The organism is Nocardia sp. NPDC055053 (assembly GCF_053608285.1).
In genome coordinates, this window is sequence record NZ_JBSGVD010000001.1 from 16,713 (window position 1) to 40,574 (window position 23,862).

Genomic DNA, 23,862 nt, shown 5'->3' on the forward strand with positions numbered 1-23,862 from the left:
GGGTCAGACGCTAGCACCGAATTCGGCCAGCTCGATTCTGGTCTCCCCGTATTTGCGTGGCTTCAGCGGCGCATAGCCTGCGGGCCAAGCGATTTCGGGCGAACGAATGGATCGCTCGACGATCACCAGCGCGTCCGGTGCGAGCCAGCCGTTGGCCGCCAGCGCGGTGAGGTCGGCGATGACGTCCTCGGTGCTCACGTCGTACGGCGGGTCGGACAGGACCAGGTCGCAGGCGGCGGGCGCGGGGTGCGCCAGCACCGAGCCGACCGTGCCGAGGCGCAGTTCGGCCCCTGGCAGGCCGAGCTCGGCGATGTTGGCGCGCACGATCGCGGCCGCCTTGCGGTCGGCCTCGATCAGCAGGGCGTGCGCGGCGCCACGCGACAGCGCCTCTAGACCGAGCGCGCCCGACCCCGCGTACAGGTCGACGACCCGTGCACCGTCGAGGTCGAGGCGCGCGTCGATGGCGCTGAACAGGGCTTCCCGCACCCGGTCCGAGGTGGGCCTGGTACCGGCGGGCGGCACCTTCAGCCGCCGCCCGCCTGCCGTGCCCGCGACGATGCGCGTCATTCCGACTCGCGCGCAGCCAGTTCCACCAGCAGATCGCCGCCCTCGACCTGCTGCACCTTGGCGGTCGCGATCCGGCCGACGATGCCGCCGCGCGGCGCGGTGATGGCCGCTTCCATCTTCATGGCCTCGATGGTGCCGACGGTGTCGCCCGCGTGGATCTCATCGCCCTCAGACACGGCCAGGGTGACGACACCGGCGAACGGCGCGGCGATGTGGCCCGGGTTGTTCTTGTCGGCCTTCTCCGCGGCCGGAACCTCCGAAGCGATCGAGCGGTCGCGCACCGCGATCGGGCGCAACTGCCCGTTCATGATGCACATGACCGTGCGCATACCCTTCTCGTCCGGCTCGGAGATCGCCTCCAGACCGATGAGCAGGGTGACACCCTTCTCCAACTGCACCCGGTGTTCCTCGCCACGGCGCAGACCGTAGAAGAACTGGTTCTCCGACAGACCGGTGGTATCGCCGTACTTGTCCCGATGCGCCTGGAACTCCGCGGTCGGGCCGGGGAACAGCAGACGGTTGAGGGTGTCGCGACGCTCCTGCGAGGAACCGTCGAGGCCCTTCTGATCCGCCGGAGTCAACGGGGTCTCCGCCTTGGGCTCATTACGCCCGGCCAACGCCTTGCTACGGAACGGCTCCGGCCAGCCACCGGCCGGGGTACCGAGTTCACCACGCAGGAAACCGATCACCGAATCCGGAATGTCGTAACGACCCGGATCGGCGGCGAAGTCCTCGATACCGACACCGGTACCGACCAACGCCAGCGCCAGGTCACCGACGACCTTCGACGACGGGGTCACCTTGACCAGACGACCCAGCAGCCGGTCTGCGGCGGCGTACTTGGCTTCGACCTCCTCGAACCGGTCACCCAAGCCCAACGCGATCGCCTGCTGACGCAGGTTCGACAGCTGACCACCCGGGATCTCGTGGGTGTACACGCGACCGGTCGGCGCGGGCAGACCCGACTCGAACGGCGCGTACACCTTGCGCAGCGCCTCCCAGTACGGCTCCAGGTCACACACGTTCTGCAGGTTCAGACCGGTGTCACGCTCGGTGTGCGCGGCCGCGGCCACGATCGCCGACAGCGCGGGCTGCGAGGTGGTGCCCGCCATCGCCGCGGACGCACCGTCGACCGCGTCCGCACCGGCCTGCCACGCCGCCAGGTAGGTCGCGAGCTGACCGCCGGGAGTGTCGTGGGTGTGCACGTGCACCGGCAGGTCGAAGTTGCTGCGCAGCGCGGTGACCAGCTTCGCCGCGGCGGGGGCCCGCAGCAGTCCGGCCATGTCCTTGATGGCGAGCACGTGGGCGCCGGCGTCGACGATCTGCTCGGCCAGCTTCAGGTAGTAGTCGAGGGTGTAGAGCGACTCGTTCGGATCCAGCAGGTCACCGGTGTAGGACAGCGCGACTTCGGCGATGGCCGTACCGGTTTCGCGCACGGCGTCGATCGCCGGGCGCATCTGGTCGACATTGTTGAGCGCGTCGAAGATCCGGAAGATATCGATACCGGTCGTCGCGGCCTCGGACACGAACGAGCGGGTGACCTGCTCCGGGTACGGCGTGTAGCCGACGGTGTTGCGGCCACGCAGCAGCATCTGCAGACAGATGTTGGGCACGGCCTCGCGCAGCGCGGCCAGCCGCTCCCACGGGTCCTCGTGCAGGAAGCGCAGCGCCACATCGTAAGTCGCGCCGCCCCACGCCTCGATGGAGAGCAGTTCGGGGGTCAGCCGGGCGACGTGCCCGGCCACGCCGAGCAGACCGTTGGTCCGCACGCGGGTCGCCAGCAGCGACTGATGCGCGTCACGGAAGGTGGTGTCGGTGACGCCGAGCGCCTTCTGCTCACGCAGCGCCCGCGCGAATCCCTCGGGCCCGAGGGTGAGCAGCCGCTGACGCGACCCGTCCGGCGGCGCCACCGTCAGATCGACAGCGGGCAGCTTGTCGTAGGGGTACACCGTGGTCGGGCGGTCACCGTGCGGCTTGTTGACGGTGACATCGGCCAGGTAGCTCAGGATCTTGGTGCCACGGTCGGCCGAGCCGCGCGAGGTCAGCAGTTCGGGTCGCTCGTCGATGAACGAGGTGGTGACCCGGCCCGCCTGGAAGTCGGGGTCGTCGAGCACCGACAGCAGGAACGGGATGTTGGTCGTGACGCCACGGATACGGAACTCGGCCAGCGCGCGCCGGGCGCGGGCGGCCGCTGCGGGCAGGTCGCGACCACGGCAGGTCAGCTTGACCAGCATCGAGTCGAAGTAGGCGCCGATCTCCGCGCCCAGGTTCGCGCCGCCGTCGAGGCGGATACCCGCGCCGCCGGGGGTGCGGTAGGCGGTGATACGACCGGTATCGGGACGGAACCCGTTGGCCGGGTCCTCGGTGGTGATACGACACTGGAGTGCGGCACCGCGGATCGACACCTTGTCCTGACTCAGACCGAGATCAGCGAGAGTCTCACCGGAGGCGATCCGCAACTGCGACTGCACCAGATCGACATCGGTGATCTCCTCGGTCACCGTGTGCTCGACCTGAATCCGCGGGTTCATCTCGATGAACACATGCTTGCCACGCTCGTCCAGCAGAAACTCCACCGTGCCCGCGTTGCTGTACCCGATCTGCCGGGCGAAAGCCACCGCATCCGCGCAAATCCGTTCCCGCAGCGCGGGATCCAGATTCGGGGCCGGTGCGAGCTCGATCACCTTCTGATGACGACGCTGCAACGAACAATCCCGCTCGAACAGGTGCATCACATTGCCATGCTGATCAGCCAGAATCTGCACCTCGATGTGGCGCGGGTTCACCACCGCCTGCTCGAGGAACACCGTCGGATCACCGAACGCCGACTCGGCCTCCCGCGACGCCGCCTCGATCGACTCACGCAGCTGCTCCGGCGCGGCGACCCGGCGCATACCGCGACCACCACCACCGGCCACAGCCTTGACGAAGATCGGGTACTCGAACTCCTGCGACGCCGCCAGCAGCGCGTCGATATCGGCGGAAGGCTCACTCGACTTCAACACCGGCAGCCCGGCGGCCTTGGCGGCGGCGATGGCGGTGGCCTTGTTACCGGCCATCTCGAGCACCGAGGCCGACGGGCCGATGAACGTGATCCCCTCACGCTCACAGGCGGCGGCGAGGTCGGGGTTCTCCGACAGGAACCCGTAACCTGGGTAGATGGCGTCGGCGCCCGCCGACTTGGCCGCGTCGATGATCGCCTCGATCGACAGGTACGCCCGGACCGGGTGCCCTTCCTCGCCGATCTGATACGACTCGGCCGCCTTCAGACGGTGCACGGAGTTGCGGTCCTCATGCGGGAACACCGCGACCGTTCCGATGCCGAGTTCGTATGCCGCGCGGAAGGCGCGAATGGCGATCTCACCACGATTTGCGACCAAGACTTTCGAGAACATTCGCCCACGGTACCCGGCCGTGACCGCACGACCGACACGCAAGGTGCCTTCGCAGCATTCTTCACATCGCACACCCGCCCACCTGCGAAGTTGCGTTCATCCGGCCGTCACATCTCACCGTGGCGACCGGTCGGCGGTGCGCCCGCAACGCGCAGGTCACGCCGTTTACGTCGACAGGGCCAGTAGCTGTCACCGCCTGCGAGGCCCTATGCTGAGTGATGCAGCTGGTTCGCCTGCGCGGTGGAAGAGTCGGAGCCCCGACCTCCCGCACCGGCGTCGAAACCCGGGCACGCGTCGTCGCGTGCCGGGTGAAGAGGGAACCCGGTGGGAATCCGGGACTGTCCCGCAGCGGTATGCAGGAACGACCGCCGTCATCAGCACTGGGCACGACGCCTGGGAAGCGACGGCCAGTAGGTCGGTCGATCACACGACCGGTGCCAGCGAGTCCGAAGACCTGCCGACTGTGCCGGATACGCCGTATCCGGCGGCCACCGCCTCGTGGATCGGGCGCGCTGACCACCTGTGCCGACCTGTCGCGACTTCGCGGCGGGTCCCTCCGGTGTCGGCGTCTGCCCGCGGAAAGGCGACGGCTCTCCCTGCACGACACTGGAGAATCTCCGTGACTGTTTCGCACTCTCCGTTCACCGCAACGGTTCTCGGCTTGCCGCGGGTCGGCCCGAACCGGGAACTCAAGCGCGCCACCGAGGCCTACTGGGCAGGTCGCGTCGATGCCGAGCACCTGCACACTGTCGGCCGCGAGCTGCGCCGGGCGCAGCTCACCGAACTGCGGGCGGCCGGCCTGGATTCGGTGCCCGTCGGCACCTTCTCCTACTACGACCAGATGCTCGACACCGCGGTCCTGCTCGGCGCACTGCCGCCCCGCGTGGCCGGAATCGCCGACCCGCTCGACCGCTATTTCGCGGCCGCGCGCGGCACCGACACCGTCGCCCCGCTCGAGATGACCAAGTGGTTCGACACCAACTACCACTACCTGGTGCCCGAGATCGACGCGGCCACCGTCTTCTCGCTGAACCCGGAGAAGCTGCTGGCCGAGCTGGCCGAGGCGCTCGAGCTCGGCGTCGCGGCCCGTCCGGTCGTCGTCGGCCCGATCACCTTCCTGAAGCTGGCCAAGGCGGCCGACAGCGACGCCATCGACCGGCTGCCCGAGCTGGTCGCGCTCTACGGCGACCTGCTGACCCGGCTGGCCGACGCGGGCGCGCAGTGGGTGCAGATCGACGAGCCGGTGCTGGTCACCGACCTCACCGAGGCCGAGCTCGCCGCCGTACGCGAGACTTACACCGCGCTGTCGAGCGTGCCGCAGCGGCCCGCGATCCTGGTCGCGACCTACTTCGGGCATCCCGACGCGGCGCTGGGCGCACTCGCCGACACCGCCGTCGAGGCCGTCGCGGTCGACTTCACCGCGGGCACGACGGTCGCCGACATCGCGGTGCTGCCCGCGCTGGCAGGCAAGCTGCTCGTCGCCGGTGTCGTCGACGGACGCAACATCTGGCGCACCGATCTCGACGCCACCCTCGGCACGCTGGGCACCCTGCTCGGCAGCGCCGCCTCCGTGGCCGTGTCCAGCTCGTCCTCGCTGCTGCACGTTCCGTATTCGCTGACCCCCGAGGCCGGGCTCGACGAGCGGCTGCGGTCGTGGCTGGCCTTCGGCGCCGAGAAGGTCGCGGAGGTGCGCGTCCTCGCCACGGCACTGACCTCGGGCACCGGGGCCGTTGCCACCGAGCTGGCCGGGGCTCGCGAGGCCGCCGAATCCCGCCGGACCGACCCCCGCCTGCACAACGAGCAGGTGCGGGCCCGGCTGGCCGGACTCGGCGAGGGCGATCTGAACCGGCTCCCGGCCGACGAGCGCCGGGCGCTGCAGCGCGATCACCTCGATCTGCCGCTGCTGCCGACCACCACGATCGGCTCGTACCCGCAGACCTCGGCCATCCGGCTGGCGCGCGCCGCGCTGCGCAAGGGCGAGATCGACCAGGCCGAGTATGTGCGGCGGATGCAGGCCGAGATCGCCGAGGTGATCACGCTGCAGGAGAAGCTGGGCCTGGACGTGCTGGTGCACGGCGAGCCCGAGCGCAACGACATGGTGCAGTACTTCGCCGAGCTTCTCGACGGCTTCGCCGCCACCGAGAACGGCTGGGTGCAGTCCTACGGCACCCGCTGCGTGCGTCCGCCGATCCTGTTCGGCGACGTCTCCCGCCCCGAGCCGATGACGCTGTCGTGGATCGGTCACGCCCAGTCGCTGACCAGCAAGCCGGTCAAGGGCATGCTCACCGGCCCGGTGACGATCCTGGCGTGGTCGTTCGTCCGCGACGACCAGCCGCTGGGCGAGTCGGCGCGTCAGGTCGCGCTGGCGATCCGCGACGAGACGGTCGATCTGGAAGCCCAGGGGACCCGGATCATCCAGGTCGACGAGCCCGCCCTGCGCGAGCTGCTGCCGCTGCGCGCGGCGGATCAGCCCGCCTACCTGCAGTGGTCGGTGGACTCGTTCCGTCTCTCGACCGCCGGTGTCGCCGACACCACCCAGGTGCACACCCACCTGTGCTACTCGGAGTTCGGTGAGGTGATCTCGGCGATCGCGGGTCTGGACGCCGATGTCACCTCGATCGAGGCGGCGCGCTCGCACATGGAGGTCCTCGACGACCTGAACGCGGCCGGTTTCGCGCTCGGCGTCGGCCCCGGTGTCTACGACATCCACTCCCCGCGCGTCCCCTCGGTCGAGGAGATCACCACCTCGCTGGCCGCCGCGCTGAAAGCGGTGCCCGCCGAACGGCTCTGGGTGAACCCCGACTGCGGTCTCAAGACCCGTGGCCCGGTGGAAGTCGAGGCGTCACTGCGCAACCTGGTGACGGCCGCGGCCGCACTGCGCTGAGCAGACCGCCGTCCCGGACGGAGCGCATCCGTCCGGGACGGCGAGTCCCGCTTGTCCCGATCGTCTCCCTTCGCACGTTACGCACCAGTAGTCACAGGTAAATTCCCTTGCAGGACTGGACTTCTCCCCGGACAATCGCCATTTCGAGCGAACATTGCAAACCCGGAGAGTTAGGATCTCCGCGTGCGGAAGATGTACGCGGGGGCCAGGCTACGACGGCTGCGTGAAGAACGACGGATGACTCAGGCGGCGCTCGCGAAATCGCTGGATCTTTCCCCCAGCTATCTCAATCAGCTCGAGCGCGATCAGCGCCCGCTCACCATTCCCGTTCTGCTGAAACTGAACTCGACCTTCGATCTGGATGTGCAGTTCTTCGCCGCCGACTCCGACGCGCGCCTGGTCTCGGATCTGCACGAGGTGCTCGTCGAAGCCGCGGGAGGCGGCGACACCGCGCCGATCACCGAAGTCGAGGAACTCGCGACCCGGCTGCCCGAGGTCGCGCGGATCGTCATCGCCATGCACCGGCGGTTGCGCGCGGCCACCGATCAGCTCGACCTGCTGTCGTCGCGGGTCGACACGCCCAGCGGCGCGCCGGGTACCCCGATGCCGTACGAGGACGTGCGGGACTTCTTCTACGACCACCGCAACCACATCTCCACCCTCGATCACGCGGCCGAGCAGCTCTTCGAGGAATCCGGGCTGAGCATCGGCTCGCTGGATCGCCAGCTGGCCAGGATCGCCGAGGAACGCGCCGGTGTCACCGTGCTGGTCCGCGGCGACGGTGCCGACCCGACCATCCCGAAACGCCACTACGACCCCGACACCCGCACGCTCACCCTGGCCAGGCGGCTGCGTCCCGGCCAGCGTGCCTTCCAGATCGCCACCACCCTCGGCCTGCTGCTCTACGGTCGCGAGATCGACAATGTGCTCGCCGAGTCCAGGGGGCTCACCGGCGAATCCCGCACCCTGGCCAGGGTCGGGCTGGCCAACTATTTCGCGGGCGCGCTGATCCTGCCCTACGGGCGGTTCCTGCGGTCGGCCGAGGAATTGCGCTACGACGCCGACCTGCTCGCCCTGCGGTTCGAGGTCGGTTTCGAGACGGTCTGCCACCGGCTCAGCACGCTGCAACGACAGGGTCAGCGCGGTGTCCCGTTCTTCCTGGTCCGTACGGACAGGGCGGGCAATATCTCGAAACGCCAGTCCGCCACCGCGTTCCATTTCTCCCGGGTTGGCGGCAGCTGCCCGCTGTGGGTCACCCACGAGGCGTTCGCGCATCCGGGCAGGATCCTCACCCAGATCTCGGAGATGCCCGACGGGCGCCGCTACCTGTGGATCGCCCGCACCACCCCGGCCAGCGCCCAGGGGTTCGGGGCGGCGTCGAAGAACTTCGTCATCGGGCTCGGCTGCGATATCGAATACGCCGACCGGCTGGTGTACTCCCAGGGCATGCAGCTCGACGACCCGCAGGTGGCGGTCCCGATCGGGGCCGGCTGCAAGGTGTGCGAGCGGCCCTCGTGCCCGCAGCGCGCGTTCCCGCAGATCGGGCGGCCGCTGTCGGTGGCCGAGCACACCAGCACCGATCTGCCGTATCCGCGCCTGCCGCGCTGAGCGTCAGGACTTCGCGAGGTATTCGATGCGTTCGCCGTCGACGGCGGCGTCCATCATGCCAGCCAGGCCGGGATGCTTCACCAGGCCGGGGTCGTCGGCGACGACCTGCCTGGCCAGCTCCTGGGCCGCGGTGATCACCTCGAGGTCGTCGAGCAGCGACAGCAGTCGCAGCGAGCGAGCGGTGCCGGATTGGGCGGCGCCAAGCACGTCACCCTCGCGGCGCTGACGCAGGTCGAGCACCGAGAGTTCGAAGCCGTCGGTGGTCGCGGCGACCGCCTCGAGCCGGGCCATCGCCGTCCCGCCCGGGGCGGCATCGGTGACGAGCAGGCACAGGCCGGGGTGCTTGCCACGGCCGATCCGGCCGCGCAGCTGATGCAGCTGGCTGACGCCGAACCGGTCGGCGTCGACGATCACCATCACCGTCGCGTTCGGCACGTCGACACCGACCTCGACGACCGTGGTGCAGACCAGGACATCGATGGCGCCGTCGTTGAACTGGCGCATCACCTGGTCCTTCTCGTCGGCGGGCAGCCTGCCGTGCAGCAGGCCGACCCGGACTCCGGCCAGCGGTCCCGCGCTCAGCGTCTCGTACATGTCGACCGCCGCCTGCGTGGTCGGCCCTTCCTTCTCCTCCGCCGACTTCTTGCCCTTGGCAGGCGGAGCATCGGGGTCCTCGCCGATGCGCGAGCACACCACGTATGCCTGCCTGCCCGCGCCGACTTCCTCGAGAATGCGCTCCCACGCGCGGTCGACCCAGCCCGGATGCAGTTTGCGCGGAACGACTTTCGACACGATCGGCGAGCGGCCACGCGGCAGCTGGGTGAGGGTGGAGGTCTCCAGGTCGCCGAGGGTGGTCATCGCGATGGTGCGCGGAATGGGGGTCGCGGTCATGACGAGCAGATGCGGACTGATGCCGCCTTTCGCCTTGGCCCGCAACGCGTCTCGCTGTTCGACGCCGAAACGGTGCTGCTCGTCGACCACCACAAGGCCGAGGTCGAAGAACTCGACCGCGTCCTGGATGAGCGCGTGGGTGCCGATGACGATGCCGGCCTCGCCGGTCATCGCGTCCAGCAGCGCCGTCTTCTTCGCCGCCGCGGTCATCGATCCGGTCAGCAGCACGACCTTGGTGGACTGCTCGGCCGCACCGAGCTCCCCTGCGGTGCCGAGGTCGCCGAGCATCGCCCGCAGCGAACGATAGTGCTGGGCGGCAAGGACTTCGGTCGGCGCGAGCAGCGCACACTGCCGTCCGGAGTCGACCACCTGCAGCATCGCGTGCAGCGCGACGATCGTCTTGCCCGAACCCACCTCACCCTGCAGCAGCCGATGCATCGGGCGGGTGCGCGACAGGTCGGCGGAGATCTCGTCGATCACCTGCCGCTGACCCTCGGTCAGTTCGAACGGCAGCCGGTCGTCGAAGGCGGCGGCGATGCCGGCGGAGCTCGGCGGGCACGCGGGGGCGGTGCGGCCCTCGACCTCGTGCCTGCGCTCGGCCAGCACCAGTTGCAGCGCCAGCGCCTCGTCGAAACGCAGCCGGTCCCTTGCCTTCTCGATGTCGAGCTTGTGTTCGGGCAGGTGGATCAGGCGCAGCGCGTCGGAGACCTCGAGGAGGTTGCGTTCCTCGCGCAGGTCGGCGGGCAGCGGGTCGTCGATCGGGTCGAGCTGGTCGAGCACCTGGCGGATACAGGCCAGCAGGTCCCAGCTCTGTACCTTCGCCGTCGCCGGATAGACCGGGACGAACTCGCGCTCGAAGAACGCCGCGTCCACTCCCCCCGCGCCTTTCGCACTCTGCGCCAGACCCCGCAGCGCACCGCTGCCTCGCACGGAGGTGAGCTCCTCGACGCCGGCCTCGGCCTTGTCGGGCAGGATCAGATAGTCCGGGTGCGAGAGGTTCCAGCGGTCGGGGCGCCACCAGTGCACGGTGCCCGACATCATCGCCCGCACACCCTCTTTCACCAGGTAGCGCACCTTGTCGCCGTTGAAGAAGGTGGCCTCGATCGGGCGCGCGGCGCCGGTGTCGAGCTGTACCTTCAGCAGCGAGCCGCGGCGGTTCTTCATCGGGCGCAGTTCGGTTTTGGTGATCCGGCCGATGACGGTGATGTGCGCGCTCTCCTCCGGTTCCTCCTCGGTGAGCGGCTGCCCCTGGGTGGCGTAGCGCGCCGGATAGTGGCGCAGCAGGTCCTCGACCGTGGTCATGTCGAAGGCCTCGGTCAGCCGGTCGGCCGCCTTCACGCCAAGCACGTGGTCGAGCCGGTCACTCAACGTCGCCATCACTCGACCCCTATCTGCACCAGATCCGCTTGCTGCCCACCGGAATACACCACGACCTCGACTCCGGGGAAACCGGCCGTCACGTGATCGGCCAGGACCGCGCCCAGTTCGGGGCCGGCGTCGGCGCCCATCAGCAGGGTCACCAATTCGCCACCGAGACCGAGCATCCGGTCCAGCAGGATGCGTCCCGCGCCGACCACGTCGGGGTCGATCACCACCACGTCGTGGCCGACGAGGCCGAGTCCGTCACCGGGCGAACACATTCCGACCATGGTCAAGGCGCGCACCCTGGCCGCCCGCAGCGCGCCCCATCGCGTGGTCGCGGCCGCCTCCGACATCGCGAACGCGTCGTCGACCGCGATCCGCCCGCGATCATGGACCGCCAGCGCGGCCAGGCCCTGCACCATCGACGCGCTCGGCAGCAGCAGGACATCACGTGACCCGTCACGGGCGGCCACACCGGCGGCGACGAGTTCCTGCGCGGGCAGCGCGCCGTTGGGCAGGACCAGGACTTCCCGGTGCGGCATCGCGCGGATCGCGGTCAGCAGCGCGGTGGTGTCGAGCTGCCGGTCGCCGTGCAGCACCACCGCGCCCGCGTCTTCGAACAGGCGGGCGGCCGCCGCACCGGATGCCACGGCGAGAATGCCGCGGTCGGCGAGACCGTCGGGCCGCCGGGCCGGTACCGCGAGATCCTGGTGGCCGTTGCCCTGCGGCACGGCTCCGGCGCGGTCCCGGTGGTCCTCGTGGCTCGCCCCGTGGGGCGCGGTCACCGCGAAACTCTCGATGCGGATGCCGGTGACGGTGCCGATCGCGAGTCCGGCTTCGATCGCCGCGCCCGCGTCGCGGCAGTGCACGTGCGCCGACCAGGTGTGGTCACCGTCGCCGACCACGACCACCGAATCGCCGAGGACGGCGAGGCGGTCGCGCAGGGTGCCCGCGGCCGTCTCGTCGGCCTGCGCGATCACGTACATGACCTCGAAGTGGGGGTCGGAGGATTGATCATGGTGGTCGACGTCACCGTCGGCGCGTTCGTCACCACTTCCGCGCCGCGGCCCGTCGTCCTCGTGATCGCGGGTATAGCTGTGCCTGGCGGGGGCCGCACCGCAGATCTGGGCCACGAGGCTGTCGAGCAGTACGAGCAGTCCCCTTGCTCCGGCGTCGACCACTCCGGCCGCGCGCAGTACGCCCAGCTGCGCCGGCGTCTCGTTCAGCGCACGCGCGGCGCCGTCGGCGGCCGATTGGGCGACGGTGAGGAGGGCGGGGTCCACCGATTCGGCGGCGGCGACCGCGGCGCGCTCGAGGACAGTCAGGATCGTGCCTTCGACAGGGGCGCTCAGTCCGGTGCGCACGAGCACCGCCGCCCGATGCAACGCCGTGCGCAGCCGTTCACCGGTCAGCGGGCCTGCGGCGACCGATTCGGCGATCCCGCGCAGCACTTGCGACAGGATGATCCCGGAGTTCCCCCGAGCACCGATCGTCGCTCCGCGCGCGAGCGCCTGCGCGACCAGATATGCGGACGGGCCACCGCCCGCGCCCGGGTCGACGCCTGCGGCCCGGCCGCTGCCGGTGGCCGGGCCGTTGCCCGCGGCCGGGTTGACATCCGCGGACCCTGGCATCGCCCGCTCAGCGGTGGCGACCGCCGCCCGCACCGTGGCGAGCAGGTTCGTTCCGGTGTCGGAGTCGGCGATGGGGAACACATTGAGCGCGTCGATCTCGGCGCGGCGTAGTTCCAGGTCGGTGCGGCAGGTCCGGGCCCAGGCCAAAAGATCGGCGCCGTCCAGCGCCTCCCGCACGTGCGACACCGCCACCTCGCTCCCCGTTCTGTGTGCCCGCCCGCCGAGCACCGCACGCCAGGTTAGCGGCAGCCGCCGACAGCGGTATGCTGACCGCGGACGGGCCCGGCATCCGGGCCGTGCCCGGCGTGTCGACCGGGACACCCGGTTTGGAAGATCACGGCCCGGCCAGCTACCCTTGCAGGGTTGCCTTGTGCGGCCGATCCCGGTCTGCGCTGGCCGACGTAAGTCGGCAAGGCATTTGACGACATCAGTTTCCGGTTCAGCGGGCATACGTGCACCGCTGTCCGCTTATGACATGAAGGAGCTCGCGACATGGCTGCCGTTTGCGACGTCTGCGCCAAGGGCCCCGGTTTCGGGAAGTCGGTCTCGCACTCGCACCGGCGCACCAACCGTCGCTGGAACCCGAACATCCAGACCGTGCGTGCGCAGGTTGCCCCTGGCAACACCCGCCGGATGAACGTGTGCACCTCCTGCCTGAAGGCGGGCAAGGTCGTCCGCGGCTGATTCTCAGCCCGTACATTCTGCCGACAGTGCCCCGGCACCCCGCGTGGGTGATCCGGGGCTTTGTCGTCGATGGGGGCCGGTGTGCCTGACTGGCGGATCGAGACACTGACCGCCGAGCGCGTCACCGCACTCGCCGCCTGCCACATCGCGAGCTGGCGCGAGGCCTACGACGCCCTCGTCCCCGGTCATGTGCTCGCCGGATTCGACCTCGAACGCTCCGCCGCCACCTGGGAACGCCGCCGTACCGACGGGATCCACCGGTTGCCGATCGCGCTGGCCGGTGACCGGCTGATCGGCTTCGCCGCCGCGACCGACACGGAACTGGAAGCCCTCTACGTCCGCGCCGCGTGGCACGGCACCGGCGTCGCCGACGCCCTGATCGACGCCGCCGCGCCGGGTTCACCGTGCACGCTGTGGGTCTTCGGCGACTATCCACGCGCCCACGCCTTCTATCGCAGGCACGGCTTCGCCGACACCGGCGTCCGCCGCGTCGACCCCTTCACCCTGCTGCCCGAACAGTTGTGGCGCCGAGGCCCTCGCTAGGGTGACGCCATGAGTACCACCGAACCGGTCACCGCCGTCACCCTCGTCGACGGCGTGCTGCAACTGACGATCGCCACCGCCGCGGCGGGCACCTCGATGAATTTCGACCTGATCAATCAGGGCACCGAAGCTCTGCGCTCGCTCGACTCCGAGGTCGGCGCCGTGCTGCTGACCGGTGCCGGCGCCAATTTCTGCGCGGGCGGCAACGTCCATCACTTCGCCGGTGCCGACGACCGCGGCGCCTACCTGTACAAGCTGGCCGACGAGCTGCACGAGTTCGTGCGCGCACTGGCTGCGACCCCCGTTCCGGTCGTCGCCTCGGTGCACGGCTGGGCCGCGGGCGCGGGCATGAGCCTGGTGTGCGCCGCCGACATCGCCATCGGTGGCCCGTCGACCAAGCTGCGCCCCGCCTACCCCGGCATCGGCCTGAGCCCCGACGGCGGCATGTCCTGGCTGCTGCCCCGCATCGTCGGCGCGAGCCGCGCGCGGGAGATCCTGCTCACCGACGCCGTGATCGGCGCCGAGGAGGCCGTGCGTCTCGGCATCCTGAGCCGCACCGTCGCCGACGACGAGGTCCGCGCCGAGGCCCTGCGCGTCGCCCAGAGTTTCGTCTCCGGCCCCCGCGCCACCTACTCGGCCATGAAAAAGCTGCTGGCCCAATCGCCAACGGCGACCCTGGACCAGCAGCTCGACGCCGAACGCGACAGCATCTCCGCCGCCGCGAACAACGCCACGGGCCGCGAAGGCGTCGATGCCTTCGTCGGCAAGCGCAAGCCGAACTACCTCGGACTCAACTGATCAGCAACCAGCCCCACGACTGGACTGGCCCGCACGAGGCAACAATGCCCCGCGGCCGAGGCGACCACAACGGTTTCGGCCGCCTCGCCGCCGAGGGGCGATACGGAACGCCGCAGGCGCAGTATCGCCCCTCGGCGGTGAGGTCACGAGGCCGAAACCCCGCGGCGCCAGCCGCCAAAGATTCAGCAGGCTGCGCCGAGGGCGCTGAAGGTGTTCTGCAGCAGGCAGGTCACCTTCGCGTTCACGCCGGCGGAGATGGTGGAGGTGCCGGTGGAGGTCCATTCCTCACCGATCTGGCTGGTGGCCACCGGCGCGGCCTGCTCGTCGTAAGGCTCGAGGGCGAGCCCGGCCGCGTTGGCCGAGGCGGCGCCCGCGGTGAGGGCGGCGGCGACGGCGGCGGTCGCGACGGCAGCGCGAACGGTCGTGATGTGCATGCGGTTGTGCTCCTTCATCATTTTCTTCTGGTGCGGGCGACGCCCCGGGTCAGGGCAGCCGCCAATCGACTGGTTCGGCGCCCAGTTCGTCGAGCAGTTCGTTGACCCGGGAGAAGGGTCGCGAACCGAAGAAGCCACGCGAAGCCGACAGCGGTGAGGGGTGCGCCGATTCGATATAGGGAATCTCGGCCTCGGTGAGGGTGGGTTTGAGCGAGCCCGCGTCGCGGCCCCACAGCACGGCGACGAGCGGTTCGTCCCGCGCGACCAGCGCCCGGATGGCCTGCTCGGTGACCGCTTCCCAGCCCTTGCCGCGATGCGAGGCAGGCGTACCGGGGGTGACGGTGAGCACCCGGTTCAGCAGCAGCACACCCTGATCCGACCACGGGCTCAGGTCACCGCAGCTCGGCGTATCGAAGCCGAGGTCCTTGCTGTACTCGGCGAAGATGTTGGACAGGCTGCGCGGCACCGGCGAAACATCCGGCGCGACAGAGAAACTCAGGCCCATGGCGTGGCCCGGGGTCGGGTAGGGATCCTGGCCGACGATCAGCACGCGCACCGCGTCGAACGGGCGCCGGAACGCGCGCAGCACGTTCTCCCCGACCGGTAGATAGCCGCGACCCGCAGCGTTCTCCGCGCGCAGGAATTCGCCCATCTCGCTGATCCGGTCGGCGACCGGTTCCAGTGCCCGGGCCCAGCCCGGATCGATGATGTCCGACAGTGGTTTGGCACCCATGACCGCACAACCTATCGTTTCCGGCCGGTGGGTGTGGCGTCCGCCCCACGGAACGATTCCCAGCCGGTGCCGCCCGCGGGCCGCGCACCGTCCACGGTGACGCCGCTGCCTGCGGTGACGACCCCGATCGGCCGCCAGCCGGGCGGCAGCGCCGTGCCTGCGGGCCAGGTTCCCGCGAAAGCGTGGTCCTCGCCGCCCGCCAGAATCCATTGCGCCGCATCGGCATCGAGCAGACGGGCGACCGCGCCCAGTTCGGGATCGGCCAGCGCCGCACTGTGCACGTCGATCGCGACCCCGGAGGCGGCGGCGAGATGGCCGAGGTCGGCCAGCAATCCGTCGGAGACATCGGTGAGCGCGTTCGGGATCGAGCCGCCGACCACATCCAGCACGGCCCCATACGGCGGCTGCGGAACGCGATGCGCCGCAAGGGCATGCGCGAAGGCCGGATCGGAAGGGTCTGCGCCGCCGGACAATACGGTAAGCCCCGCACCCGACCAGCCGAGTTCCCCTGCGACCGCGACGATATCGCCTGCCTCGGCGCCCGCGCGGGTGATCGCCGCCTGCCCACCGAGGTCACCGAACGCGGTCACCGAGACGACCAGCTGCTCGCTCAGCACCAGATCACCGCCCGCGATCGACCCGCCCGCGCGCCCCGCCTCGGCCCACATGCCGTCGGCGATGCCCTCCACCACCGGCACCGGGGTGTCGGCAGGACAGCCGAGCGCGACCACGAACGCCGTCGGACGCGCGCCCATGGCCACGATGTCGGCGGCGTTCTGGGCGATGGCCTTGCGGCCGATCTCCTCGGGCGCCGACCAGTCGAGCCGGAAGTGCCTGCCCTCGACGAGCATGTCGGTGCTCACCACGAACCGGCCGTCGGGCGCGGCGACCAGCGCGGCGTCGTCACCGGGTCCGAGCAGGACGTGCGCCGCCTGCTGCCTGCCCGCGTTGATCCGGTCGATCAAGGCGAACTCACCCAGCTCACGCACCGTCTGCGGACGGCTGTCCTCGCTGATGACCGGCCCCTTCCCACTGTGCTGACGACCGACGAAATCGCCCCGACGGTACCCTTTCGGAGGCGATCGGACACAACGGAAAGGACCGGACGGTTATGGCGGCGGATTCGTCGGACTCGACAGGCGCGGACGATCGGGACGGCACGTCACCGACCGGAGACGCTCCTGACACCCCAGCCGAGTCCTCGACGGACGAGCCGACGACCGGCTCGGATGCCGATTCGGCGGCGAACGCGCGCGCCGCATCGACCGACACCGGTCCCGCCACCGACAGCGACGCGATGCCGGACGCAAGTGCGGGTGCGAAGCCGGATGCCGATGCGAACGCAGACGCCGACGCGAAGCCGGACGCCGACTCCGACGCGACGCAGGAGGCCGACTCCGAGGCCGATGCGAAGCCGGATGCGGATGCGGATGCGGATGCGGATGCGGATGCGGATGCGGATGCGGATGCGGATGCGGATGACGAAGATGCGTCGACGCCCTACTCCCCCGCGCTGATCGCCACCGCCGTCGCCCTCCCGATCGTCCTGATCGTCGGCGTCCTCGCAGCCGCCTTCCTCGCCCTGCGCGCCCCCGTCGAACGCGAACCCCTCCCCCTCGGCCCGGTCCCCGCCCCCGCCGCCGACGGCCCCGCCTGCCAGGCCCTGCTCCCTGCCCTGCCCGCCGACCTCGGCGACTACACCAAGTCCACCCTCGTCGAACCGGCGCCGCCCGCCACCCGCGCCTGGCAGCACCCCGACGGCGGCGAACCGATCGTCCTGCGCTGCGGCCTGGACCGGCCACTGGAATTCAACCGCGCGTCCACGCTGACCGAGATCAACGGCGTGCAGTGGTTCCAGGTCCGCGACGAGGTCGGCAAGGTCGGCACCTGGTTCGCCGTCGACCGCGAAACCTACATCGCCCTGACCGTCCCCGACGGCTCGGGAACGGGCGCGATCACCACGGTGTCCGACGTCATCACCGCGAATCTGCCCGCCCGCCAACCGAACCCGGGCGAACTGTAGTTTCGGCGTTCGGCGCCAGGAGATCGCGTCGCCGAACCGTGCGGGGCGAGTCGCAACCACCACGTTTTCGGCCGCCTCGCATCCGAGGGGCGAGACGTAACGCCGAAGGCGCAGTATCGCCCCTCGGATGCGAGGTCACGAGGCCGAAAACCCGCGGCGCCAGCCGCCGAAGACACAGCTCAGCGCAGGCCGGTGCCGCGCGCCACGGCTGTCTCGATCAGCGTCGACACCAGCGCCGGGTAGTCGATCCCGGTCGCTTCCCACATCCGCGGGTACTGCGAGATCGGGGTGAACCCGGGCATGGTGTTGATCTCGTTGATCACCGGACCGTCCGCGGTGACGAAGAAGTCGACCCGCGCCAGCCCCTGGCAGTCCAGTGCGCGGAAGGCCGCCACCGACAGCTCGCGGATCTGGTCGGCGACCGCGTCGTCGAGCTTGGCGGGCACATCGAATTCGCACACGTCGTCGAGGTATTTGGTGGCGAAGTCGTAGAACTCGGGGGCGGCGGCATCGGCGTCGGGCATCCGGATCTCGGAGACCACGCTGGCCCGCACCTGGCCGTCGGCGAATTCCAGCACGCCGCACTCGACTTCCCTGCCGACGATGCCCGCTTCGACGATCACCTTCGGATCGTGCTCGCGCGCCGCGGCGATCGCGGCGTCGAGACCGGCCCAGTCGGTGATCTTGGTGATGCCGATCGATGACCCACCACGCGCCGGCTTCACGAACGCGGGCAGACCGATCCGGGCCCGCTGCGCCTCGGTCAGCGTCGCGGTACCCGGCCGCAGCACGACCTGCACGCCGACCGGCAACCCCTCGGCCGCCAGCAATTTCTTGGTGAACTCCTTGTCCATGCCCGCGGCACTGGCCAGCACGCCCGCCCCCACGTAGGGGACGCCGGCTAACTCGAGCATGCCCTGTAAGGTCCCGTCCTCGCCGAACGGACCGTGCAGGATCGGGAACACCACGTCGACCCGGCCCAGCGCGGCCGAGGGATCGTCGAGCGCCACCAGCGCACCGGAGCGGCTCGGATCGGCGGCCAGGGTGAGCGCGGTGCCCGCCGCGTCGACCGCGGGCAGCGAACCGTGGCTGAGCGCGAGTTCGCCGATGCCGTCGGCGAGCACCCAGCCGCCGTCGGCGGTGATCCCGATCGGCACCACCTCGTAGCGTTCTGGATCGAGGTTGCGCAGCACGCTGCTCGCCGACACACACGAGACGGCGTGCTCGCTGCTGCGCCCGCCGAAAACCACGGCCACCCTGATCCGGTTCGTCATGAACGTCACCGTAACTGTTTGCCCGGTTCGCGGCGCTATCGCCCTACTCGGGTTTGATCCGCCTGCCGAGCAAACTGTCGACCGCCTCACGCACCGAAAGTCCCTCGTGGCACACCCGGTGCACCGCGTCGGTCAGCGGCATCTCCACCTGATGTGCGGCGGCAAGAGCCCGCACCGATGTGCACGACTTCACACCTTCGGCGACCTGCCCATTGGTCGCTTCCTGCGCGGCCTGCATCGACCCGCCCGCGCCGAGCACATGGCCGAAGGACCGGTTGCGCGACAGCGGCGAGGTGCAGGTAGCCACGAGATCGCCGACACCGGCGAGCCCGGCCAGGGTGACCGGCTGCGCCCCGAGCGCGACCCCGAGCCGGATGACCTCGGCCAGCCCGCGGGTGATCAGGCTGGCGACGGTGTTGTCGCCCAGCCCCATCCCCGAGGCGATGCCACAGGCCAGCGCGATGACGTTCTTGCACGCGCCACCGATCTCGCAGCCGATCACATCGGTGTTGGTGTACGGCCGGAAATATCCGGTGGCGCAGGCCCGCTGCGCCACCCCGGCGCGCTCGGTGTCGGTGCACGCGATCACCGTCGCCGCGGGCTGACATTGCACGATCTCACCGGCCAGGTTCGGCCCCGACAGCACCGCGATGCGTCCCGGCTCGGCCCCGGTGACCTCCGCGATCACCTGACTCATCCGCAGCAGCGTGCCGGTCTCGATGCCCTTGGCGAGACTGAGCAGGGTGGCGTCGGGGTCGATATCGCCCTTCCACCGGTCCAGATTCGCGCGCAGCGACTGCGACGGCACGGCGAGCACGACCAGGTCGGCGCCTGCCAGCGCGGCGATGTGATCGTCGGTGGCCCGCACCGGTGGCAACTGCACGCCGGGCAGGTAGAACGGATTGCGATGCTCGGTGTCGAGCGCCTGCGCCACCTCGGCTCGTCTGGCCCAGATCGTGACATCGGTCCCCGCCTCTGCCAACACCTTCGCGAACGCGGTGCCCCACGACCCCGCACCCATAACAGCCGCCCTCGTCATCAGCTCAATATGCCATGGAAGGATTGACCCCATGCGTCCGCACACCGTGCACGCCGTGATGGCGGTCAAGCACATCGATCGGGCCAAGAGCAGGCTGGCCGACGTGCTGACTCCCGAGCAGCGCGGGCAGCTCGTGCTGGCCATGTTCACCGACACCGTCGCGGCGACGACCGCCGTGCCCGAGGTGTTGTCGCTGACCGTCGTCACGCCCGATCCGCTCGTAGCCGCCCGCGCCCGCGAGCTCGGCGCGTACGTGCTCGACGAGCCGGTGGGCGCCGACGATCCGCTCAACACAGCCCTGGCCGCGGGCGCCGCCGACGTGCGCGACCGGCACGGCCCCGCCCATCTGCTGGCACTGCAGGCCGACCTCCCGGCTTTGCGCCCGGCCGAACTCGCCGACCTGCTCACCGTCGCGCCCGACGGAATTCGCTCGGTCGTGATCGATCACACCGGCACCGGCACCGCGGCATTACTGGTCCGCGACACCACCGCCGCACTGGATCCGCGCTTCGGCGCCGACTCCGCCCGCGCCCACCGTGACGGCGGCGCACACCCTCTCACCGGGCACTGGCCCGGCCTGCGCTGCGACGTCGACACCCCCGCCGACCTCGATACCGTCCGTTCACTCGGGGTCGGCGCGCACACCACGATCACGCTCCGCGAATTCGGCCTCCCGGCAAGGATCGATGATCCCGTCCGCACCGTGTGCTAGCCGATCGCCGCGATCAGTTCACATCGGGCGAACCGGTCGGTGTCATGCTGCGGACTGCCCGGTATCTAGGGGATGATTGATGCGTGAGCGACACGGAAACCATCAAGCAGCAGCCCCCGATTTCCCCGCCACCTGCGGCCGCCATCGCCTCGGGCGGTGACACCACCGCGCAGCGATTGCCCCGGGATCGCTATCTCAACCGCGAACTGAGCTGGCTCGACTTCAACGCCCGGGTACTCGCCCTCGCCGAGGACGCCTCCCTGCCCCTGCTCGAACGCGCCAAGTTCCTGGCGATTTTCGCCTCGAACCTCGACGAGTTCTACATGGTCCGCGTCGCCGGGCTCAAACGTCGCGCCGAGACCGGTCTGTCGGTGCGCTCCGCCGACGGCCGCTCCCCGTCGGAACAGCTGGAGATGATCACCGCGCGCGCCCAGGAACTCGCCGAGCGCCACGCGAACGTCTTCCTCGACGACGTCGATCCGGCGCTGGCCACCGAGGGCATCGACATCATCGGCTGGGCCGACCTCGACGACGATGAACGGCAGCGCCTTTCGGGCTACTTCACCGACCAGGTGTTCCCCGTGCTCACCCCGCTGGCCGTCGACCCGGCGCACCCGTTCCCCTACATCTCCGGCCTGAGCCTCAACCTCGCCGTGACGGTGAAGGACGCTGGCACCGGCGGTGAGCATTTCGCCCGCGTGAAGGTGCCCGACAATGTCGACCGGTTCGTCCGCGTCCGGCGCACCGCGGCGCCGTCGGCGATCGCGGCGTTCCTGCCGATGGAAGACCTCATCGCCGCGCACCTGGATCTGCTGTTCCCCGGTCTGACCGTGGTGGAGACGCATTCGTTCCGGATCACCCGCAACGCCGATTTCGAGGTCGACGAGGACCGCGACGAAGACCTGCTGCAGGCGATGGAACGCGAACTCGCCCGCCGCCGTTTCGGCAAGCCGGTGCGGCTCGAGGTCTCCGACGACATGACCGAGCACATGCTGGAGTTGCTACTACGTGAGCTGGAGGTCGACCCCGCCGACGTCATCCAGGTACCCGGACTGCTAGACCTGTCCTGCCTCTGGCAGGTCTACGGCGTCGACCGTCCCGATCTCAAGGACGCGCCGTATGTCCCGGCCACCCCGGCGGCCTTCGGCGAGCGCGAGACTCCGCGCAATGTCTTCGCCGCGCTGCGCGAGGGCGACGTGCTGGTGCACCACCCCTACGACTCGTTCTCCACCAGCGTGCAGCGGTTCATCGAGCAGGCCGCGGCCGACCCGCAGGTGCTCGCGATCAAGCAGACGCTGTACCGCACCTCCGGTGACTCGCCCATCATCAACGCGCTGATCGAGGCCGCCGAGGCGGGCAAGCAGGTCGTCGCGCTGGTCGAGATCAAGGCCCGCTTCGACGAGCAGGCCAACATCAAATGGGCGCGCGCGCTGGAACAGGCGGGCGTGCACGTCGTCTACGGCCTCATCGGCCTCAAGACCCACTGCAAGACCTGCCTGGTGGTGCGCCGCGAGGGCTCGACCATCCGCCGCTACTGCCACATCGGCACCGGCAACTACAACCCGAAGACCGCGCGCCTGTACGAGGACGTCGGATTGTTCACGGCCGCACCGGAGATCGGCGCCGACCTGACCGACCTGTTCAATTCGCTGACCGGTTACTCCCGCAAGGAGGACTACCGCAATCTGATGGTCGCCCCGCTCGGTGTGCGGGCGGGCATCATCGACCGGATCGACCGCGAGATCGAACTGGCCGGGCAGGGACTCGACGCGCGGATCCGGATCAAGGCCAACGCGATCGTCGACGAGCAGATCATCGACGCGCTGTACCGGGCCTCCCAGGCGGGTGTGCCGGTCCAGATCGTGGTGCGCGGCATCTGCGGCCTGCGCCCCGGCGTGACGGGCCTGAGCGAGAACATCGAGGTGCGCTCGATTCTGGGCCGCTTCCTCGAGCACTCCCGGGTGATCGAGTTCGGCGCGCAGGAACAGACCTGGATCGGCAGCGCCGACATGATGCACCGCAACCTCGACCGCCGCGTCGAGGTCATGGTGCAGGTGAAGGATCCGCGCCTGATCGAACAGCTCGCCATGGTGTTCGATTCGGCGCTCGACCCGATGACCCGCTGCTGGGTGCTCGGTCCCGACGGCACCTGGCAGGCCAGCCCGACCGCGGCCGACGCCGGCGGGGTCCGCGACCACCAGCAGTTCCTGATGCGGCTGCGTCGCCCCGATCAGCCGTGAGCAAGGGCGCACAGAAACCGATGCGTGATCCCAGAGTGCGGCCCAACATCCATGCCGCGGGTGCGGTCCTGTGGCGCACCGGCGCCGCTGGGCCGGAAATCGCCGTGATCCACCGGCCCAAGTACGGCGACTGGTCGCTGCCCAAGGGCAAGCTCGACCCCGGCGAGACCCCGATCGTCGCCGCGGTCCGCGAGGTCGGCGAGGAAACGGGCCTGCCGTGCACGCTCGGGCGCTATCTCGGGCACGTCACCTATCCGATCCCCGGCCACCGGCAGCTCAAGCGGGTCGACTACTGGGCCGCCGAAGCCGCGGCGGGCGAGTTCGCCGTCAACGCCGAAGTCGACCAGCTGCGCTGGTTCCCGCTCGACCAGGTGATGGATCAGCTGTCGTATCCGATGGACCGTCAGGTCGTGCGGATGTTCGCCCGGCTGCCCGCGACGACGAACACGGTGCTGCTGGTGCGCCACGCCAAGGCGGGCAAGCGCGCGCGCTTCGACGGACCCGACGAGTTGCGCCCGCTCGAGCCCGCCGGCGAGCAGCAGGCGAAGGCGTTGACGCCGAATCTGCTGGCGTTCGGCGCTTCCGAGATCCATTCGGCCGATCCGCTGCGCTGTATCCAAACCGTGACACCGTTGGCGGAACAGTTGAACGCCGAAATCAATTGCGAGCCAATGTTTTCCGAGCAAGGTTACGATTCAGCGAAAAGCGCCGCGCGGCAACGATTTCTGTCTTTGGTAACGGATCGGGGTGTCCCGGTGGTGTGCAGTCAGGGCGGGGTGATTCCCGATCTGGTGCAGTGGCTCGCGCAGCGCAGCGAGCTCACGCTCCCGCCTGCCCGCAATCGCAAGGGCAGCGTCTGGGCATTGTCGTTCGTCGGGGACCGATTGGTCGCCGCCGACCATATGGACCGATCGCTGTCGACGGGCATCGTCACCGCCTGAGTACCGGCCTGAGTGCCCTCAAACAGCCGAAACGGCCCCGGTTTCCCGGGGCCGTTCTCGGTCCAGTGGTGGGTGATGCGGCCTACGTGCACATTCCCCGACC

General features: G+C 69.8%; 18 protein-coding genes and 1 riboswitch. Of the genes, 9 read left to right on the forward strand and 9 right to left on the reverse strand.

Going from position 1 to position 23,862, the window contains the following annotated elements; genetic code table 11:
• Positions 1–3: 3 nt before the first annotated feature.
• Both rsmD and ACWF82_RS00090 read right to left on the reverse strand, forming a co-directional pair.
• Positions 4–567 (reverse strand): 16S rRNA (guanine(966)-N(2))-methyltransferase RsmD, encoded by a 564-nt coding sequence (rsmD, locus tag ACWF82_RS00085; RefSeq protein ID WP_452496396.1) that lies wholly within the window; start codon positions 565–567, stop codon positions 4–6.
• The gene (locus ACWF82_RS00090) at positions 564–3,962 is read right to left on the reverse strand and encodes a pyruvate carboxylase (protein ID WP_452496398.1); all 3,399 of its coding nucleotides are present in this window, start codon (positions 3,960–3,962) and stop codon (positions 564–566) included. Before ACWF82_RS00090 ends, rsmD begins: the two co-directional genes overlap by 4 nt.
• A 277-nt stretch (positions 3,963–4,239) precedes the next feature.
• Positions 4,240–4,438: riboswitch (cobalamin riboswitch) on the forward strand.
• A 143-nt stretch (positions 4,439–4,581) separates the two neighbouring features.
• On the opposite strand from ACWF82_RS00090, the gene metE reads away from it, so the two are divergent.
• Both metE and ACWF82_RS00100 read left to right on the forward strand, forming a co-directional pair.
• The gene (gene metE / locus ACWF82_RS00095; RefSeq protein WP_452496400.1) at positions 4,582–6,846 is read left to right on the forward strand and encodes a 5-methyltetrahydropteroyltriglutamate--homocysteine S-methyltransferase; all 2,265 of its coding nucleotides are present in this window, start codon (positions 4,582–4,584) and stop codon (positions 6,844–6,846) included.
• 183 nt (positions 6,847–7,029) lie between these two features.
• Positions 7,030–8,454: a short-chain fatty acyl-CoA regulator family protein gene (locus ACWF82_RS00100; RefSeq protein WP_452496402.1), complete on the forward strand. Its 1,425-nt coding sequence runs from the start codon at positions 7,030–7,032 to the stop codon at positions 8,452–8,454.
• Between the two features lie 3 nt (positions 8,455–8,457).
• Here the strand turns inward: ACWF82_RS00100 and recG are convergent, their stop codons facing one another.
• Positions 8,458–10,722, reverse strand: coding sequence for an ATP-dependent DNA helicase RecG (recG, locus tag ACWF82_RS00105; protein ID WP_452496404.1), 2,265 nt, complete (start codon positions 10,720–10,722; stop codon positions 8,458–8,460).
• On the reverse strand, positions 10,722–12,524 hold the full coding sequence (locus ACWF82_RS00110; protein WP_452496406.1) for a DAK2 domain-containing protein: 1,803 nt from the start codon (positions 12,522–12,524) through the stop codon (positions 10,722–10,724). The genes recG and ACWF82_RS00110 overlap by 1 nt, the downstream gene beginning before the upstream one ends.
• A 306-nt stretch (positions 12,525–12,830) precedes the next feature.
• Here ACWF82_RS00110 and rpmB point away from each other — a divergent pair, with 306 nt between their 5' ends.
• The 3 genes from rpmB (at position 12,831) to ACWF82_RS00125 (ending at position 14,363) form a co-directional block, all read left to right on the forward strand.
• Complete coding sequence (rpmB, locus tag ACWF82_RS00115; protein ID WP_011210730.1) at positions 12,831–13,022, forward strand: 50S ribosomal protein L28; 192 nt, start codon at positions 12,831–12,833, stop codon at positions 13,020–13,022.
• Positions 13,023–13,103: 81 nt separating this feature from the next.
• Positions 13,104–13,565, forward strand: a complete 462-nt coding sequence (locus tag ACWF82_RS00120; RefSeq protein ID WP_452496408.1) for a GNAT family N-acetyltransferase — start codon at positions 13,104–13,106, stop codon at positions 13,563–13,565.
• A 9-nt stretch (positions 13,566–13,574) separates the two neighbouring features.
• Entirely contained in the window at positions 13,575–14,363 is a 789-nt protein-coding gene (locus ACWF82_RS00125; RefSeq protein WP_452496409.1) for an enoyl-CoA hydratase/isomerase family protein, read from the forward strand.
• Positions 14,364–14,545: 182 nt separating this feature from the next.
• Here the strand turns inward: ACWF82_RS00125 and ACWF82_RS00130 are convergent, their stop codons facing one another.
• From ACWF82_RS00130 to ACWF82_RS00140, 3 genes are read right to left on the reverse strand one after another with little or no spacing between them, the layout of a single operon-like run.
• Complete coding sequence (locus ACWF82_RS00130; protein WP_378849454.1) at positions 14,546–14,797, reverse strand: hypothetical protein; 252 nt, start codon at positions 14,795–14,797, stop codon at positions 14,546–14,548.
• A gap of 49 nt (positions 14,798–14,846) precedes the next feature.
• Positions 14,847–15,530: a uracil-DNA glycosylase gene (locus tag ACWF82_RS00135; protein ID WP_452496411.1), complete on the reverse strand. Its 684-nt coding sequence runs from the start codon at positions 15,528–15,530 to the stop codon at positions 14,847–14,849.
• An 11-nt stretch (positions 15,531–15,541) separates the two neighbouring features.
• On the reverse strand, positions 15,542–16,546 hold the full coding sequence (locus tag ACWF82_RS00140; protein ID WP_452496977.1) for a thiamine-phosphate kinase: 1,005 nt from the start codon (positions 16,544–16,546) through the stop codon (positions 15,542–15,544).
• 95 nt (positions 16,547–16,641) lie between these two features.
• Between ACWF82_RS00140 and ACWF82_RS00145 the strand changes: the two genes are divergently transcribed.
• The gene (locus ACWF82_RS00145; RefSeq protein ID WP_452496412.1) at positions 16,642–17,553 is read left to right on the forward strand and encodes a DUF3515 domain-containing protein; all 912 of its coding nucleotides are present in this window, start codon (positions 16,642–16,644) and stop codon (positions 17,551–17,553) included.
• A gap of 179 nt (positions 17,554–17,732) precedes the next feature.
• Here ACWF82_RS00145 and ACWF82_RS00150 read toward each other — a convergent pair whose 3' ends face one another.
• The gene (locus ACWF82_RS00150; protein WP_452496414.1) at positions 17,733–18,827 is read right to left on the reverse strand and encodes a D-alanine--D-alanine ligase family protein; all 1,095 of its coding nucleotides are present in this window, start codon (positions 18,825–18,827) and stop codon (positions 17,733–17,735) included.
• A gap of 43 nt (positions 18,828–18,870) precedes the next feature.
• Positions 18,871–19,866 (reverse strand): NAD(P)H-dependent glycerol-3-phosphate dehydrogenase, encoded by a 996-nt coding sequence (locus tag ACWF82_RS00155; RefSeq protein WP_452496416.1) that lies wholly within the window; start codon positions 19,864–19,866, stop codon positions 18,871–18,873.
• Positions 19,867–19,897: 31 nt separating this feature from the next.
• On the opposite strand from ACWF82_RS00155, the gene cofC reads away from it, so the two are divergent.
• The 3 genes from cofC (at position 19,898) to ACWF82_RS00170 (ending at position 23,759) form a co-directional block, all read left to right on the forward strand.
• Positions 19,898–20,578: a 2-phospho-L-lactate guanylyltransferase gene (gene cofC / locus ACWF82_RS00160; protein ID WP_452496418.1), complete on the forward strand. Its 681-nt coding sequence runs from the start codon at positions 19,898–19,900 to the stop codon at positions 20,576–20,578.
• Positions 20,579–20,661: 83 nt separating this feature from the next.
• Complete coding sequence (locus ACWF82_RS00165; RefSeq protein ID WP_452496420.1) at positions 20,662–22,818, forward strand: RNA degradosome polyphosphate kinase; 2,157 nt, start codon at positions 20,662–20,664, stop codon at positions 22,816–22,818.
• A gap of 20 nt (positions 22,819–22,838) precedes the next feature.
• Positions 22,839–23,759, forward strand: coding sequence for an NUDIX hydrolase (locus ACWF82_RS00170; protein WP_452496422.1), 921 nt, complete (start codon positions 22,839–22,841; stop codon positions 23,757–23,759).
• Positions 23,760–23,862: the final 103 nt, after the last annotated feature.

What these genes read in the sequence shown, in the direction of transcription:
- rsmD (WP_452496396.1), bottom strand. Translation starts at nt 567, where the DNA reads ATGACGCGCATCGTCGCGGGCACGGCAGGCGGGCGGCGGCTGAAGGTG.
- ACWF82_RS00090 (WP_452496398.1), bottom strand. Translation starts at nt 3,962, where the DNA reads ATGTTCTCGAAAGTCTTGGTCGCAAATCGTGGTGAGATCGCCATTCGC.
- recG (WP_452496404.1), bottom strand. Translation starts at nt 10,722, where the DNA reads ATGGCGACGTTGAGTGACCGGCTCGACCACGTGCTTGGCGTGAAGGCG.
- rpmB (WP_011210730.1), top strand. Translation starts at nt 12,831, where the DNA reads ATGGCTGCCGTTTGCGACGTCTGCGCCAAGGGCCCCGGTTTCGGGAAG.
- ACWF82_RS00125 (WP_452496409.1), top strand. Translation starts at nt 13,575, where the DNA reads ATGAGTACCACCGAACCGGTCACCGCCGTCACCCTCGTCGACGGCGTG.
- ACWF82_RS00130 (WP_378849454.1), bottom strand. Translation starts at nt 14,797, where the DNA reads ATGCACATCACGACCGTTCGCGCTGCCGTCGCGACCGCCGCCGTCGCC.
- ACWF82_RS00135 (WP_452496411.1), bottom strand. Translation starts at nt 15,530, where the DNA reads ATGGGTGCCAAACCACTGTCGGACATCATCGATCCGGGCTGGGCCCGG.
- ACWF82_RS00145 (WP_452496412.1), top strand. Translation starts at nt 16,642, where the DNA reads ATGGCGGCGGATTCGTCGGACTCGACAGGCGCGGACGATCGGGACGGC.
- ACWF82_RS00150 (WP_452496414.1), bottom strand. Translation starts at nt 18,827, where the DNA reads ATGACGAACCGGATCAGGGTGGCCGTGGTTTTCGGCGGGCGCAGCAGC.
- ACWF82_RS00155 (WP_452496416.1), bottom strand. Translation starts at nt 19,866, where the DNA reads ATGACGAGGGCGGCTGTTATGGGTGCGGGGTCGTGGGGCACCGCGTTC.
- cofC (WP_452496418.1), top strand. Translation starts at nt 19,898, where the DNA reads ATGCGTCCGCACACCGTGCACGCCGTGATGGCGGTCAAGCACATCGAT.
- ACWF82_RS00170 (WP_452496422.1), top strand. Translation starts at nt 22,839, where the DNA reads ATGCGTGATCCCAGAGTGCGGCCCAACATCCATGCCGCGGGTGCGGTC.